The following is a 16,640-nucleotide window of genomic DNA, read 5'->3' as shown; positions in this document are numbered from 1 at the left end:
TTATGTGCCCAATTCCAATTGATTTTTAACCAAATTATAGTAATTTGACCTTAATTTTACTAATTGGCTATGATTTCCTGTTTCTACTATTTGACCGTTTTTTAAAACTACTATTTGATCTGCATTTTTAACTGTTGATAATCGATGGGCTATAATTATCACGGTTTTACCTTTAAAAAATTCTTGTAAATTAGCATGAATAATCCTTTCATTTTCAGAATCTAAAGCAGAAGTAGCTTCATCAAAAAATAAGTATTCAGGATTTTTATAAACAGCCCTCGCTATAAGAATTCTTTGTTTTTGTCCGCCCGATAATTCTATCCCGGCATTCCCAACACGAGTGAAATAATGCATCGGTAAGTTTTCAATAAAATCTTGTATTCCCGCTATTTTTGCTGCTTTTCTAAGTTTATCTACATCATAGCTTTTTCCGGACATGGAAATATTACTTGCAATGGTATCACTAAAGATGGTTCCATTTTGAAGCACTGTTCCACATCGCTCTCTCCATTCTTCGGCATTTATATCATTCATGGAACAGGTATCTAAATATATTCCTCCTTTTTTTATAGGATAGTACGATAATAATAATTTCAACAGAGTTGTTTTACCACTACCACTAGCGCCGACAATGGCCGTTATGGAGTTTTTAGGTATTACCATATGTATATCCTTTAATATAAAGGGATTATGGGTTCCCGGATATTTAAAGGACACATGATCAATATAAATATTATGAATAACGCAATTTTTTATGTGCTTTTTATTTTGAGAATCTTCATCAGGTATTTCATAGATTAGTTCAATTCTTTTATTGGCAATAATGGTATCTTGTGTATCACGAAGAAACATAATTAAATTTTGTAGTGGTGTTGAAAGTTGTCCGATGACATAGGATATTCCCATTAAAGTTCCCAAAGACATTTGGTCCTCTATGATAAATGTTGCACAAAATGCTATGGCAATAATTTCTTTTAATTTGGAAAGTGTATCTACTCCAAAAAGCTGATAGGTATTTAAAAGTAACGATTTAATTTCCAATCGGTTTAATTTATCTTGAGTAGAAATAATTCGATTAATAATTTTTTCCTGAGCATTATTAATTTTTATCTCAGGCATATTCATTATGAATTCATATATATTATTGCTGTTTTCTGATCTTTTTAAAAATGATGCATATTCAATTATATTTCGTTTATTAAAAAAAATAGAAAACCACAATACTGAAATTATTGACAATACTAGATATACACAAAATATGGTTATGCTAAAATATGCCAATACACAGCTAAAAACAACCACATTTAAAAAACTCAATAGTAAAGTAACCCCTTTCCAAGTAAAAAACCGTTGAATGGTTTGCTGATCTTCCAACCGTTGTAGAATTTCCGTGTTAATTTGAGTGTCAAAGAAAACTATGGGTAAACGTAATATTTTTAAAAGTAATGTTTTTCGTAATTCAATACTTAATATGAAATTTAGCTTAGTAAGCACAATTTGACTAAAAAAGTCTGAGGCAAAATTAGATATGAACAAAATAAATTGCGCTAATAAAAGATAATAAACTACTCGTAATGATTTTGAAGAAATTCCTAAATCAATAATGTTCTGAAAGGTAAAGGGAATGAACCAATTCGTCACTAATCCTATGAAAACTAAAAATATAGCAAGGAAATAGTTACGTTTATGATTTTTTAAAAACCTATACGTATATTTTATTATACTGGATTGAAACAAACTTTTATTTTTTACATTATCAATTTTTATAGTGCAAAAATTTTCAGAAGGTTCTAAAAATAAAACGATCCCCTTAGTATTGTTTTCTTTCCACTCAGTTATAAAAGATTCTCTATCTAGTACTACCTTACCATAACTGGGATCTGCTAAATGATAATAAACTTGATTTTTCTTTTTAACTATTTTTTCTAAAACTACAAAATGACTTTGTTTCCAATATAAAATATAAGGCGTGGGAATTTCATCTAATTCTTCAACTGTTAATTTTAACGCATGGGCTGTTAATCCTAATTTTTCGGAGACATCCACGAGATCTTGTACAGATACTCCAATACGAGTAAATTCAAAAAAAGATTTAATATAATTAAGTGAAGTTTTTTTGCCAAAATAGCTCATGATCATGGCTAGACAGGCTGCTCCGCAATCGCTGCTTTCGAGTTGATTATAAAATTGTAAACGATGCCTTTTATTTATTCGCATTCTCTAAAATTTCACTTATTTTATTTCTTATAACCTTTTCTTTTTCTGTCTCATCCCATGAATACACACAATACTCTCTATTAGCGGCCAGACTTTCCAAGGCAGTTTGAGAACATCCCCCATTACATAAAGGTAAAATTTTACATTCTAAGCATGGGCGATTCTTGAACTTTGAATTCATTCGTTTATTTAACGAGTCATTTTCCCAAAATAATTCTCCGTTTTCCGTTAAATATCCTTCCCTATTTTTAGTTGAGAAATCACGGGCCGTGCATTTAAATATATCTCCATTATAATTGATAACAACACTATTTTTTTTATCTGCATAGCATGAATTTCGAAGGGTATCCGGGCTATATTCATGGCATGAGGTTTTCCCTCCTTTGCTATTTATTTGATTCATTTCTTTATCAACAATATCTTGTGTCTGATCTATTTTTTTATTTTGCCATACTCTATGAAAATCGAATTTTAAAAATTGAGTTTTAATATCTTCTTCGACGTCTTCGAAATCGTCATAAATTTTGTTTGCATTAAAAATATTTGAATCAGTGAAATTTATTCTAACATTCACATAGAATTTATTCTTTATCAAGTTTTTTATATTTGAAACAATTTTATCATAAGAACCCTTATTTTGACTTATATAGCGCACTTTATTATGTTCTTCTTTATGACCATCTAAAGTGATTTGTAAATTGCATCGGACGTTTTTATCCAAGAAAAAATTTATAAATTCTTGATTTGCTAAATATCCATTAGTAGTGAAAGATGTATAAGCATTTATATTTTTCTCTGTACATCTTTCTAAATAATAATTAATTATAGGAATTACATTTTTATTAAAATATAATAAAGGTTCTCCGCCAAAAAATGAAATATTCATATTTTTTAAATCCTTATTATTGGTAATGGTATCTATCAACTTTTTGATTTTAGATAGTCCATTTTCATTTAACCTTGAACTTTTTACCAGATTTTCATAACAATACCAACATTTAAAATTGCAATTCATAGTTGGATTGATAGTTAATAAAAACAATGAATTATCTTCATCAATGCTTTTACTTATTTTTTTTATTTCATCCAGCTCATCTATTTCATCATTAATAATAAATTTTTCTTCTACCATATAATTGAAAAATTCCGGATGGATCTCTTTTAGCTCTGATGTTTTATACATTTCCATTAATTCTTTAAGTTCAGATTGTATAAAAAGTAATCGTTGCTCAAGGGTATTATATAAAACATATTGCTCTCCATAAGGTAAGCATACATTATAATGACTATATTTCATAGAATGTATTTCCATTATATATATTTAATTTATTTAGTTCACTTCTATTACTAATTTTGAAAGATAAAATCCATTTATAACATATAATTCTTATTAGATATATAATTATTTTTAGATGATCATTTTTAATCTATTTTATCATCTATTGAAATTTATAATAGGTATAAATATTATTAAAAGTTATGTGCAGATTTTTCATTAAAAAACAGAGTGTTAAACAACACTCTGTTAAATTCTTAATCTTAAATTCGATTTAAAATCCTTGTAGTGCATCTATTAGCTGCCATACCTCCAAGTACTTCACATGAAGTTACTGCAGTAAATGATTTTGAAAATCCACCTTTTAAAACTGTTCCAGATGTTTTTAATGTTTCAAATTTTTTAACGTCTACTTTTTTTGTTGTTTTCATAATTTTAATTTTTAAATTAATATTAGAGTAACCTTTTTATGTCATGACTCATTTATGGACAATGATTGCAATCTTTATTTTATTTTAATATATTCTATTAGTATAAATTATTTTATATATAAATATCATTATGCTAAATGACAATTTGTAAAATATTAAGCATTCTAATATTATTATATTTCTTATACCGGATTGACTAAAATTTTTACATTTTTTTACTTATTATAAATTTTAGATAACGAAATAAATTTATCTTTTATCGCTAATTTTAATTAGTAAACTTTAAGAAAAACGTTATGTATCATATAATTAATATACACATACAAATATAGAAAATTTATATTATAATTAAAATTATAAAATAATTTTTATAACATAAATACACATAATTATTAATAAAATTATTTAAATAGAAATTAAAAAAATACAATAATTAACAATAGTCAACTAAAAATTTTATAGATAATCTTTTCGAGTATTATTATATCAGCTAATTGAAATTATCCTATTAGAATTTATAAATTTTTACCTCTCATATTAAACAGGCTAAATTTTTATTTTTAACTCAATTTAGTAATAAAGAACTTTTATAAAACTAACCTAACATTTTTTAAACTTTTATATTCCAAAACAGAGTATTGCTGCTAACAATACTCTGTTAGACTAAAGTAAGATTGTTAACATTTCCATCTAACCGGACCCGTACATTTATTTATACAAATTCCTACATTCATACATCCACCCATTACATCCTTAGCATCAACTGCAGTTAATGATTTTGAAAAACCTCCTTTTAAAACTTCTCCTGACGTTTGTAATGTTTCAAATTTTTTAACGTCAACTTTTTTTGTTGTTTTCATATTTGAATAATTATTATAAATTTTAGAGTAACCTTTTTGTGTCTTGACTCATTTATGGACAACGATTGCAATCTGTATTTTTATTTAATTCTGTTCTGATCTTCTGTATTACTTCCCTCAATATTTTTTTCTTTTACTGTTGAACTTCCTAATTTATAGCTTAACGATATTCGTATTGAAGGAGATTCATAATACCCTCTATATTTAGCACTTATGCCGTTATTAGTGCTTTTATTTCTAAATTGATCTGCATTAAATAGGTTAGTAACCTGTAAGGATAATTGCATTTTTTTATCCAACAGTAGAGCTTTAAAAAACATATCCATTTGTGTTAATGAATAATTGGTACTTAAAGCTCCTTGACTGCGCGGGTAATAAGAAATTATCAAGTCTGCTGACAGTGTCTTACTTTTATTAAGGATAAATGTATTATTAGCTTGTATTCTACCCATAAATCCTTCTTGAGATTTATCCGTGATCGGATAAATTTTAGATTTTAAATATAGATAACCCCCGACTAACATTAGATTACTTTGCAACCAATTCAATTTAGTATAGGTAAAAGATTGAATTATCCCTACCCCATAATTATCAAAATAATTTTCCACTTTTGTTGCTTGTATATAACTATCTTTATCCAAATAGGCAACATCGTTAAAGTTATCTTTTTGAACCATAAATTGTAAAATGGTTTGTATAATATCTTTATAATAATAAGATAGCTCAATACTGTTATTAATGACAGGTTTTAAAAAAGGATTACCCTCTGAATATTGATAGGGATTTGAATAATTCCTGAAAGGATTAACGGAATTGTAATCCGGCCGGTCAATTCTTCTAGAATAGGTAAAAGAATAAGAATTATTTTCGTTTGCTTTATAAAGTATATATAAAGTTGGAAATAATTTCAAATAATTATTTTTATTGCATTCATTAAGTGAAATGGAATTTCCACGAGTTTGCGTATTTTCCATTCTAATCCCTAGTTGAATATCCCATTTTTTCATTTCTTTACTGGCTGAGACATAAAGAGCTTGCGAATTTTCTTTATATATAAAGTCATCTTGATGCGTTTTTTCAATTACATTCTCACTTTTTGTCAGATAATTCCTTAAACTGCTTTTCGTTTTCGTAAAAGATATTTTAGCCCCGTATTGTAAGTTTATAAAAGAAAGGGGGTAATCAATATCAACCCGGCCGCTATAATTATCTATATCTAGCGATCCCTTATTTTCAACTGGGAAATAACGCGTAATTAGATCGTTGTGAGTCCCATAAGAACGGGTTAAATAATTGTATTTTTTCTCAGTATTGTAGTTAAAATAATCAAAATTCAATTTTATTTTTTTACCTAAACTATCAATGGTAAAATGTGAATACCAATTAAGTGAATTCAATCTTTTTGTAGAATTTTCATAGCTTTTAGTCCTGAGTAATGAATCCAATTTATTTTCATATGTATGGAAATTTGTTATATCCTTATATCGAGAATGCGGTTCTGAATAATTGAGCAAATATTGTATTCCTGAATTCCATTTAGAAGTTAATTGATAATCTAACAAAAATTTTGAACTGAGTGTATTTTGATAATTTTTACCTGTTTCCTTTTCATCCCATAATTGCTCGGGATAATACACCTTACTTTTTTTTACATTTTTGTAATTGCCGTTCGAGTAATTAGATGATAGGCCTAAGTTTATTTTATTTTTACTGTAAGTAAAGTTTGCTCCAAAATTACCTGATGCGTAATACCCTTGTTTATATGAAGACGTAAGGTTAGATGCCCAAAAATCTTTTTTGATTTTTTTTAAATTTATATTTATGAGGCCTGAGTTACCTTCTGCATCATATTGTGAAGGAGGCGTAGTTATAACTTCAATATTCTTTACCTGGTCAGAAGGGATACTTTTTAAATAATTAAATAAATCATCACCATTCAGAGAAACGATCTTATCATCAATCAGCACTTTTACCGAACTTTTACCTGTAAGAAATAATTGATTATTTCGTACCTCTATTCCCGGCATAAGGTGTAAAATATCTAAAACATCTGTTCCGGCGGATCCTATTGAATTTTCAATATTATAAATCGTTCGGTCAACTTTCTTTTCAATTAACCTTTTTTTTCCGGTAACTAATATCTCCTGTAATTCGTTAGGCGTTCTAATGGATAGTATACCTAAATCAGTATCTTCTTTAAGTTCCAAGCTTTGAGCATATAAAACTTCCTCCGATTCTTTAATGATCAAATTATAATTTCCTAGAGACAAATGATCAAAACGAAATTTACATTCTTCTTTGACTATAACTTTTCCTACTATCGAATCTCGATTTGCCAGAATTACTTCAGCTAAATGACCGGAATTAACTTTTTCAAATTTTATTTCTCCTTTAATATGAACTTTTTGAGAAAAACTTAGGAAGAACTGAAAGAATAAAACTAATAAAATATTAATCTTCATACAAGCACATTTATATCATTATCCTTAGTTTTACAAATACATTTCATAAATGATTACTAATTAAATTACTCTCATTGATAGAAATTTTTAAATTTAGATTTCCTGATCAGATACAACCTATAAAAACAGAGAACTTATAAAATTTAATACAGATAAATATAAAGAATTCATAGTAATTTTATTTTATATAAAATACAAATTTATATTATAATACTATTTAAATAAAACTGAATTATATCATATTTTATTATTACTCAATGAGTACTTAGTCTTGAATACATCATTTTAAAATAAAATATCAAATTTTAAAATATTTTTCTATCTCTACTTATTAGCCATTTGTAAACTTCTAACTTGTTATGTAGTTACTTTATACTATAAACTAGTGATTTAAATAACATTTCTTTTTTAATTTATTATTAACAAGTAAAACGTTTTTTTATAAAAATCTGAAATATAAAAAACAGTACTTTTGTAAAATGAAACTATTGAGTTACAACGTTAACGGAATAAGAGCCGCATTAAATAAAGGCTTAATTGATTGGTTGAAATCTGCCAATCCTGATATACTTTGCTTGCAAGAAATAAAAGCACATACTGATCAATTCGACTCAACAGTATTTGAAAGTTTGGGTTATCATTCCTACTGGTTTCCGGCAGAAAAAAAGGGATATAGCGGAGTAGCAATTTTATCTAAAGAAAAACCGGTTTCAGTGAAATATGGTTGTGATGAGCAAGAATACGATCAAGAAGGAAGAGTATTACAAGCAAATTTTGAAAACTTTTCAGTTTTAAGTGTTTATGTTCCCTCTGCAACCAATATTTCTCGTTTAGGTTTTAAAATGAAATTTTGCGAATATTTATTAAATTATATTAAAAAATTAGAAAAAGAGTTTAAAAACCTTATTATAAATGGCGATATAAATATTTGTCATAAAGCCATAGACATCAATGATCCGGTTCGAAATGCTAAAGTTTCCGGTTTTCTTCCTGAAGAAAGAGAATGGATGGATCGTTTCTTTGATCAATGTAATTTGGTAGATACTTTACGGGTTTTTAATCATGAACCCAATCAATATTCGTGGTGGACATACCGTGTAAAAACAGCCAGAAGTAATAATAAAGGATGGCGCATCGATTACACTTTGGTTACCAAGCCTTTGGTAAAACATTTGCAAAGAGCTTATATTTTAACTCAAGCAGTACACTCTGACCACGCTCCGGTAGGTATTGATTTCGACCTAAATAAAACACAAAATCTTTAATTAAATTATCTAATTATGAAAAAAGCAACTTGTATTATTTCTCTTGTAATTCTCGCCGCATCCTGTGTACCTCAATCCAGATACGATGAATTAGAAAAAAAATATTATGCTTCATTGCAAGGAGAAAGAAAAAGTCAAAAAGCAATTCAAGAAAAAGAAAACGAATTAAAATCTTTATCCGACCAATATTCATCATTACAAGAACAACAAGACGCCCTGGCTAAAAAGAAAGCACAGCTTGATGCTGAATATTCAGATCTTCAAATAGAATATGCTACACGACTTAAAGATATGGAAGATCTTAAAGCCAAAAACGCACAAATAGCTGATCAAGTTCAAAGTACGGAACAATCCAGAAAAAAAATATTAAATGAATTAGAGCAAACCCAAGGTCAGCTACAAGAAAAAATTAGAAGAATTAATGAGCTGGAAAACTTAATTTCTCAACAAAAAGAATCGGTTTCCAAATTAAAAAACAAACTTCAAATCGCTTTAAAAAATTATTCAGGAAAAGGAATTACTGTTGAAGAAAAAGATGGAAATATTTACGTTTCCATGGAGAATAAACTTCTGTTTCCATCAGCAAGTTGGACGGTGGAAACGGATGGTATAAAAGCGCTTCACGACCTTTCCGAAGTTTTATCTAAAGATAAAAATTTAAATATAATTATTCAAGGACATACGGATTCCGATAAATATGCTGGTAGCGGAAGCATTAAAGACAATTGGGATTTATCTGTAATGCGTGCAACCGCCATAACTAAAATTCTTCAATCTGAAGGAGTTTCGCCTAAGCAAATGACCGCTTCCGGTAAAAGTGAATATGCTCCTCTAGCCAGTAATTCCACAGCTACCGGAAAAGCAGCTAATAGAAGGGTTGACATTATTATAGCTCCTAATTTGAGTGAAATTACTAAAATTTTAAATGATTTATAATTTTAAGATTTAATTTTATGCGAGTGGTTATCCAAAGAGTTTTAGAATCTTCCGTGAAAGTTGATAATAAAATAGTTGGCCAAATTGATCATGGTTTGTTAATACTTTTAGGTATTGAGGAAGCAGACAACCGGGAAGATATAGATTGGTTGTCTAATAAAATTTGTAATCTTCGAATTTTTAATGATGAAAATGAAATAATGAATAAATCAATTTTGGATATTGGAGGAGATATTTTATTAGTAAGCCAATTTACCCTTCATGCTTCCACAAAAAAAGGTAATAGGCCGAGTTATATAAAAGCCGCAAAACAAGAATTTGCCAATACTATGTATGAAAAATTTAAAGATCAATTATCCAACATATTATCAAAACCTGTCCAATCCGGGATATTCGGTGCAAATATGAAAGTTTCTTTACTCAATGATGGTCCGGTAACTATTCTCATAGATTCTAAAAATAAAGAATAATAAAAATAGATAGTTATTCAAATTAAAAGACTTTTTGTTTTAAAAAACTTTCACCTTTTGATTAATAATTATTGAAAACTTATCGCATAAAAAAACCTGATTATTTAAAATAATCAGGTTTTTATTCTTTTATTTAAACAGAAAGATTAAATATTTAAATTTAAATCTGTCATTTGTTGTTTATATACACCTCCAACCAGCTTGTCTCTAACAGCTTCGAAAGCATCCAAGGTTTTATCAATTTCTTCATCTGTATGCGAAGCCGTAGGTATTAAACGTAAAAGTATCATTCCCTTAGGAATAACCGGATATACTACAACACTGGTAAAAATTTTATAATTTTCACGAATATCTTTAATTAATAAAGTAGCCTCAATAGGATCTCCCTGCATATATACAGGAGTTACACAAGTATTGGTTTTACCGATATCAAATCCTCTGGCTTTTAATCCTTCTTGAAGTTTTTTTACGTTATGCCACAGTTTATCTTTAAGTTCGGGTTTGCTTCGTAACAATTCCAATCTTTTTAACGCACCAATCACCATAGGCATCGGCAAAGATTTTGCGAAAATTTGAGATCTTAAATTGTATTTTAAATATCTGATTATTTCTTTATTAGAAGCTACAAATGCACCAATTCCAGCCATAGATTTTGCAAATGTTGAAAAATAAACATCTATACCGTCCTGGCAGCCTTGCTCTTCTCCTGCTCCTGCTCCTGTTTTACCAAGTGTACCGAATCCGTGAGCGTCATCAACTAATAATCTAAAATTGTATTTCTTTTTCAGTTCTACAATTTCTTTTAATTTACCTTGCTCTCCTCTCATTCCGAAAACTCCCTCGGTGATAACTAAAACACCTCCTCCTGATTCTGCTGCATTTTTTTCCGCTCTTTTCAGATTTTTTTCCAAGCTTTCTATATCGTTGTGCTGATAGGTAAATCTTTTTCCAAAATGAAGTCTTACTCCATCAACTATACAAGCATGGCTATCTACATCGTAAACGATTACATCATTTTTGGAAACCAATGTATCTATAATCGATAACATTCCCTGGTATCCAAAATTTAATAAATAAGCTGATTCTTTGTTTGCAAAATTAGCCAATTGTTTTTCCAATTCTTCATGGTAATGAGTCTGACCCGACATGGCTCTCGCTCCCATTGGATAAGCCATACCATATTGAGCTGCTGCATCTGCATCTGCTTTTCGCACTTCAGGATGATTAGCCAATCCTAAATAATCATTAATGCTCCAGATGATCATGTCATTACCCTTAAATTTCATTCTTGGGCTGATTTCTCCTTCTAGAACAGGAAATATATATTCTCCTTCCCCATAGTCCGCATATTTAGCTAGTGGACCGGGATTATTTTTTATTCTTTCAAAAATATCCATTGTTACAATTTAACCAAAGTTAGTTATATTTTTTCTACAGTAGCGTGAGATTCTAACCCATTCAATTTGCTGTTGACAAAACCTTGAGATGACATCCATTCATCACTGAAAACTTTAGTCATATATCTGGAACCGTGATCCGGAAAAATTAAAACAGCCAATGAGTTATCACTAAAAGTATCTGCTATTGTACGTGCTGCTGTTAAGCTTGCTCCACTGGTATATCCTACCATCATTCCTTCTTTTAGAGCTAATTCTCTGGTAGCATAGGCACTGGGCTCATCTGATACTTTAACGTATTGATCGATAACAGAAAAATCTAAAGCACCCGGTATTAAATTTTTACCTAAACCTTCAATTTGATAAGGTTTGATCTCGTTACGGTCTAATTCTCCTGTTTCAAAATATTTTTTTAATACTGAACCTACTGCATCCACTCCTATTACTTTAATATCAGGATTTTTTTCTTTGAGAAACTGTGCAGCTCCCGTAAGTGTTCCTCCGGTTCCTGTACATCCAATAAGATGGGTAATTTTCCCTTGCGTTTGCTCCCAAATTTCAGGTCCTGTACTTAAATAATGAGATTTTGTGTTTTCTTTATTAAAATATTGATTAATATATAAGGAATTAGGGGTATTTGCTGCTATTCTTTTGGCAACTTCATAATAGGATCTGGGATCATCTGCCGGAACATTAGCCGGACATAAATAAACTTTAGCTCCCATTGCTCTAAGAAAAGAGATTTTTTCAGGTTTTGTTTTATCGCTAACTGCTACTATACATTTATAGCCTTTCACGATACTTACCATAGCTATGGAAAAACCTGTATTTCCTGAAGTTGTTTCAACTATAGTTGCTCCTGGCTTTAATAAACCTTGTTTTTCAGCATTTTCAATAATATGAAGCGCAATTCTGTCTTTAGTTGAGTGTCCGGGATTATAGCATTCTAATTTTGCAAAAAAAGAACCTTTCATTCCTTCTGTTACTCTGTTTAAGCGAACTAACGGCGTATTGTTAATTAACTCAAGAACATTATTATAAGTTCCAGCCATCCTATCTTATTATTAATTTATATAATTAATTCAAGGGGCAAATTTATAATTTTTTTTTCTTACAAAAAATTTAACTGAATGAAATTTAACATATACAAATTGATTAAAAATTTATATCATACTTTATTAGAAAATCCGTATAAATTATTTGTAATTGTTATAGATATATTCTATAATTTTCTTATCCTCTTCAGATAATTCAATTCCCCTTCTTTTCATAGTCCTTTCTGCAACTTCAAATACTTGTTCCAATTTAAAGTTTGGACTTTCTGACTTACCACCCCATGAGAAAGATTTTATTATATTAGGTGGAAAACCGGAAGTAAATATATTGGCCGAAACTCCTACTACCGTGCCTGTATTAAATTGTGTATTAATAGCTGATTTAGAATGATCTCCCATGATCATTCCTGCAAATTGTAATCCTGACTTAATAAACTTTTGTTTTTTATAATTCCAAAGCTTAACTTCTGCATAATTATTTTTTAAATTTGAGGAGTTGGTATCAGCTCCCAAATTACACCATTCACCTATTACCGAATTTCCTACAAAACCGTCATGTCCTTTATTTGAATATCCTAAGATTATAATATTATTTACTTCTCCGCCCACTTTGGAATACGGTCCGACTGTTGTTCCGCCATAAACTTTGGCTCCCATATTTATTTTAGAACCCGTACCTAAGGCAAAGGAACCTCGAATCATCGCTCCTTCCATAATTTCAGAATTTTTCCCTAAATAAATAGGTCCTTCTTTGGTATTGAGTATTGCACATTCGGCTACGGCACCCTCTTCAACAAATAGTTGTGAAGGATCTCCTATGATTCTAACGGTATTAGATAAGGTACATGATTTTCTGCCTTGTGTAATTAATTGGAAATCATAAGTAATGGCATCCGAATTATAAGTAAACAAATCCCAAGGATATTGTATGTGAAAGCTTTCAAATGTTATATCCAATTTTTTTACAAAATTATTTAATTGAAAATTTTCAAGAGTAGTTTTTGCTGCTACCAACTCTTCCTGATAATAAAAAGCTTCTCCGAATTTTAAATTTTTTAATTGGAAAATAAAATCTTGATTTGGAAAATAGGCGGGATTTATAAATACGTTTTCTTCTTCATTTTGAAGAGTATATTTTTCTGAAAGATATCTTTGAGTTAGATAAGAGATTTTTTCCGTTTGAAAAATAAGTTTCCATCTTTCCGCAAATGTTAATATTCCCATCCTTAGTTCTGCCACCGGTCGCGTAAACGTTAAGGGTAAAAGATCGGAATACTCTTTCCCATCAAAAAGAATAATATTCATAGTATATACTTTATTATTTTTTCAAATATAAAAAATTATATCATAGTTTTTATTCTTTTATTTCCGTTAAAAACTTTAATTATTTTATACATAAAATAGCTAAAACACTGACTCTCTATTATTTAATAATGCCTTATTATTTATTTTTATAAATCTTTCGCATAATGCTCTTTAAAATATTCCAATCCTTCGGATGCTCCTTTTTGTATGAATATGATATCATTGCGTAATGAGGTTCGGAACGGTTTAGGATCTATGACAAATATTTTTGAAGTTACCGGCACAAAATCAAGTAAAGATGCAGCCGGATATACTTGAAGAGAGCTTCCAATGACTAAAAAAATATCGGCATTTTGAGTTATTTCAATGGCATTTTCCATTTCAGGAACCATTTCTCCAAACCACACTATATGGGGACGTAATTGTCCACCATCTTCTGCTAAGTCCCCCATATGAACATCTTGTAACGTATCATAAATAAGTGATTCATTAGTTTCGCTTCTTACTTTTGTAAGTTCACCGTGTAAATGAAGTATATGTGTTGATTGAGCTCTTTCGTGAAAATTGTCAACATTTTGAGTTATAATTGAAATATCAAAAATGGATTCCAATTCTTTGAGCAAATGATGCCCCCGATTAGGGTCATGTTTTTGCAACTCGGCTCTTCGCATATTATAAAAATTCTGCACTAATTCCGGGTTTTTATACCATCCTTCTATGGAGGCTACTTCTTGCACTTTATAATTTTCCCATAATCCACCTGAATCTCTGAATGTGCTTAAACCGCTTTCAGCACTCATTCCTGCTCCTGTTAATACAACTAATTTTTTTTTCATATTTTATGCACTCAATTAGTTAACTAATTATTTTTAAATATAAGTTCTCTCCTTTTAAATCTTATTTTAACTCATCATAAGTAGTATATCCACATAGCAGAAAATTTTTAAATTCTTCTTTATCCATATAACCTGCAACCGGAAGATTCAAAATTCTATTATCCGGTGTTACTAATACGTAGAATGGTTGAGAATTGGAATTAAAGTTCTCTCTTTGAAAAGTAGACCATTTATTTCCTATTGTTTTAATTTTTCTTTTTCTTCCATCTTTTAAATGAAGGGTTTGTTGCTCATTATTAGGCAATTTTTCTGAATCATCAACATATAAAGATGAAATTATGAATTTATCGTGTAAGATATTCCAAATATCCGGTTCACTCCACACATATTCTTCCATTTTTCGGCAATTTTCACATCCATAACCAGTAAAATCAATGAGAATGGGTTTATTTTCCTTTTTTGCCATTTCCCTTGCTTTCTCATAGTCATGAAAGATGGTCAATCCTAAAACCCCATTTTTTTGGTTGTTTGGATATATGCTAATTTGCATAGGTGGAGTAAGTCCACTAAGCAATTTTAAATTAGGCTTTTCTGAAGGAAACAATCCAGGGATCATATAAATTCCAATCAGTCCAAAGAGACAAGCCCAGATTATTCTTCCTACATTGATTTTTACTTTTTTATTATCGTGAGGAAATTTAATTACACCTAATAAGTATAATACAATTGAAATACAAATAAGGATCCAGATCGCGATAAAAATTTCTCTTTTTAACAAAAAAGTTTTAGCTACTAAATCTGCTTTTGATAAAAACTTGAACGCTAATGCCAATTCTAAAAAACCTAAAACAACTTTAACGGTATTCATCCATCCTCCTGATTTAGGCATCGTATGTAAAAATTGAGGAAATAATGCAAATATTCCAAACACTAGTGCCCAAGCTAATCCACATCCTCCAAATGCTAAGGTCAATTGATTCGGGTTTTGAATTGCATTCGCCAATATGCTTCCTAAAACAGGACCGGTGCATGAGAATGAAACGATTACCAGGGTTAAAGCCATGAAAAAAAGACCTATTATACCTCCCGATTCGGAAGCTTTGTCAGATTTATTAGCCATCCATCCGGGTAACGTTATATCGTAATATCCAAAAAAACTAAAAGCAAACAGTATAAAAATCACAAAAAAGATTAAATTCAACCAAACATTGGTGGCAATCTGATTAAAAATATCCGGATTTATGCCACTTATAAGATGAAAGGGCAGTGTGAATAATACGAAAATTAACACTATGAAAAACGCGTAAATCAAGGCATCTTTCTTGCCTTCTTTTTTACCTTTAGCATGTTTGGTAAAATAGGATATGGTTAATGGAATCATAGGATATACACATGGGGTTAGCAAAGCTACCAATCCTCCTAAAAAACCAAATGTAAAAATCCATATATAACCTTCTTTTTTAATTATCCTATCTCCGCAATCTTTATTTATGGGTTCAGCCATATTAAAGCCGGGTATAATGATCTGATTTTTATTGCTTTCTGCAATTGTTTTTATGGGTTGAACGGAATCTTTTATTGGAGTCGAAGGAACGGAATCTATTTTTGGATTCGGTTGAGTCAATTGCTTAATCGTGTCTTTGAGTAAGACCGTTGACTTATCTTGATTTATTGACTTAGGAATCAATTTGAATGAAAAGGTTTCTTCATCAGGTGCTAAACATACTTTATCGTTGCATATCTGATATTCAACATCTGCTTCAAATACAACCGGTTTAGAACCTAAAACCTCAACTCGTTGCCTATATTCAACTTTATTGGAATAATAAATCAAAGTTCCTTCAAATACATCGGAATATTCTTCAATTTTTTTACCAATTTCTTTAGTTGGACCAATTAGTTTTATAGAAGAATTTTTGGGGTATGAAAATGAAGTTGGAATAGCATTTTCAACCTTTATATCTTTGGAATAAACATGCCACCCCGATTCTAAAATTGCAGTGAATACGGCTTCATAGATATTATCTTTTTCATGTTTTATTTCCGATTTCCACTGGATAGGATTCTTAACTTGAGCATTGGCTACTAGGGCAAGAACAAAAAAAATCCAAATCAGTTTTTTCATGATAA

General features: G+C 29.6%; 13 protein-coding genes. 3 read left to right on the top strand and 10 right to left on the bottom strand.

Features of this window, described 5'->3' with window-relative positions; translation table 11 throughout:
- The 5 genes from G8C43_RS09155 to G8C43_RS09135 all read right to left on the bottom strand — a co-directional run bounded on the left by G8C43_RS09155 (position 1) and on the right by G8C43_RS09135 (position 7,246).
- A complete protein-coding gene (locus G8C43_RS09155; protein ID WP_166005589.1) occupies positions 1 to 2,217 on the bottom strand; it encodes a peptidase domain-containing ABC transporter in 2,217 nt (738 codons plus the stop codon).
- A complete protein-coding gene (locus tag G8C43_RS09150) occupies positions 2,204 to 3,529 on the bottom strand; it encodes a radical SAM/SPASM domain-containing protein (protein ID WP_166005588.1) in 1,326 nt (441 codons plus the stop codon). The genes G8C43_RS09155 and G8C43_RS09150 overlap by 14 nt, the downstream gene beginning before the upstream one ends.
- Positions 3,530 to 3,756: 227 nt before the next feature.
- Positions 3,757 to 3,924 (bottom strand): hypothetical protein, encoded by a 168-nt coding sequence (locus G8C43_RS09145; protein WP_160542616.1) that lies wholly within the window; start codon positions 3,922 to 3,924, stop codon positions 3,757 to 3,759.
- Between the two features lie 677 nt (positions 3,925 to 4,601).
- Entirely contained in the window at positions 4,602 to 4,784 is a 183-nt protein-coding gene (locus tag G8C43_RS09140; protein ID WP_160542617.1) for a hypothetical protein, read from the bottom strand.
- Positions 4,785 to 4,864: 80 nt separating this feature from the next.
- Positions 4,865 to 7,246, bottom strand: a complete 2,382-nt coding sequence (locus tag G8C43_RS09135; RefSeq protein WP_166005587.1) for a TonB-dependent receptor domain-containing protein — start codon at positions 7,244 to 7,246, stop codon at positions 4,865 to 4,867.
- Between the two features lie 479 nt (positions 7,247 to 7,725).
- Between G8C43_RS09135 and G8C43_RS09130 the strand changes: the two genes are divergently transcribed.
- From G8C43_RS09130 to dtd, 3 genes are read left to right on the top strand one after another with little or no spacing between them, the layout of a single operon-like run.
- Positions 7,726 to 8,511, top strand: coding sequence for an exodeoxyribonuclease III (locus tag G8C43_RS09130; protein ID WP_166005586.1), 786 nt, complete (start codon positions 7,726 to 7,728; stop codon positions 8,509 to 8,511).
- Positions 8,512 to 8,526: 15 nt separating this feature from the next.
- Positions 8,527 to 9,447, top strand: coding sequence for a flagellar motor protein MotB (locus G8C43_RS09125; protein ID WP_166005585.1), 921 nt, complete (start codon positions 8,527 to 8,529; stop codon positions 9,445 to 9,447).
- A 17-nt stretch (positions 9,448 to 9,464) separates the two neighbouring features.
- The gene (gene dtd / locus G8C43_RS09120; RefSeq protein WP_166005584.1) at positions 9,465 to 9,917 is read left to right on the top strand and encodes a D-aminoacyl-tRNA deacylase; all 453 of its coding nucleotides are present in this window, start codon (positions 9,465 to 9,467) and stop codon (positions 9,915 to 9,917) included.
- Between the two features lie 146 nt (positions 9,918 to 10,063).
- Here the strand turns inward: dtd and G8C43_RS09115 are convergent, their stop codons facing one another.
- The 5 genes from G8C43_RS09115 to G8C43_RS09095 all read right to left on the bottom strand — a co-directional run bounded on the left by G8C43_RS09115 (position 10,064) and on the right by G8C43_RS09095 (position 16,635).
- Complete coding sequence (locus G8C43_RS09115) at positions 10,064 to 11,314, bottom strand: aminotransferase class I/II-fold pyridoxal phosphate-dependent enzyme (RefSeq protein ID WP_105297230.1); 1,251 nt, start codon at positions 11,312 to 11,314, stop codon at positions 10,064 to 10,066.
- A 23-nt stretch (positions 11,315 to 11,337) separates the two neighbouring features.
- Positions 11,338 to 12,366 carry a PLP-dependent cysteine synthase family protein gene (locus tag G8C43_RS09110; protein ID WP_160566502.1) on the bottom strand — a complete coding sequence of 343 codons (1,029 nt, stop codon included), beginning with the start codon at positions 12,364 to 12,366 and terminating at the stop codon, positions 11,338 to 11,340.
- 144 nt (positions 12,367 to 12,510) lie between these two features.
- Positions 12,511 to 13,674 carry a GlmU family protein gene (locus G8C43_RS09105; protein ID WP_166005583.1) on the bottom strand — a complete coding sequence of 388 codons (1,164 nt, stop codon included), beginning with the start codon at positions 13,672 to 13,674 and terminating at the stop codon, positions 12,511 to 12,513.
- 146 nt (positions 13,675 to 13,820) lie between these two features.
- The gene (locus G8C43_RS09100; protein WP_166005582.1) at positions 13,821 to 14,510 is read right to left on the bottom strand and encodes an SIR2 family NAD-dependent protein deacylase; all 690 of its coding nucleotides are present in this window, start codon (positions 14,508 to 14,510) and stop codon (positions 13,821 to 13,823) included.
- Between the two features lie 61 nt (positions 14,511 to 14,571).
- A complete protein-coding gene (locus tag G8C43_RS09095) occupies positions 14,572 to 16,635 on the bottom strand; it encodes a protein-disulfide reductase DsbD family protein (protein WP_166005581.1) in 2,064 nt (687 codons plus the stop codon).
- Between the last annotated feature and the right edge of the window lie 5 nt (positions 16,636 to 16,640).

Source organism: Apibacter sp. B2966 (assembly GCF_011082485.1).
Classification (GTDB): domain Bacteria; phylum Bacteroidota; class Bacteroidia; order Flavobacteriales; family Weeksellaceae; genus Apibacter.
The sequence above is the reverse complement of the archived record's forward strand: the minus strand, read 5'-3'. Positions and strand labels throughout refer to the sequence as shown.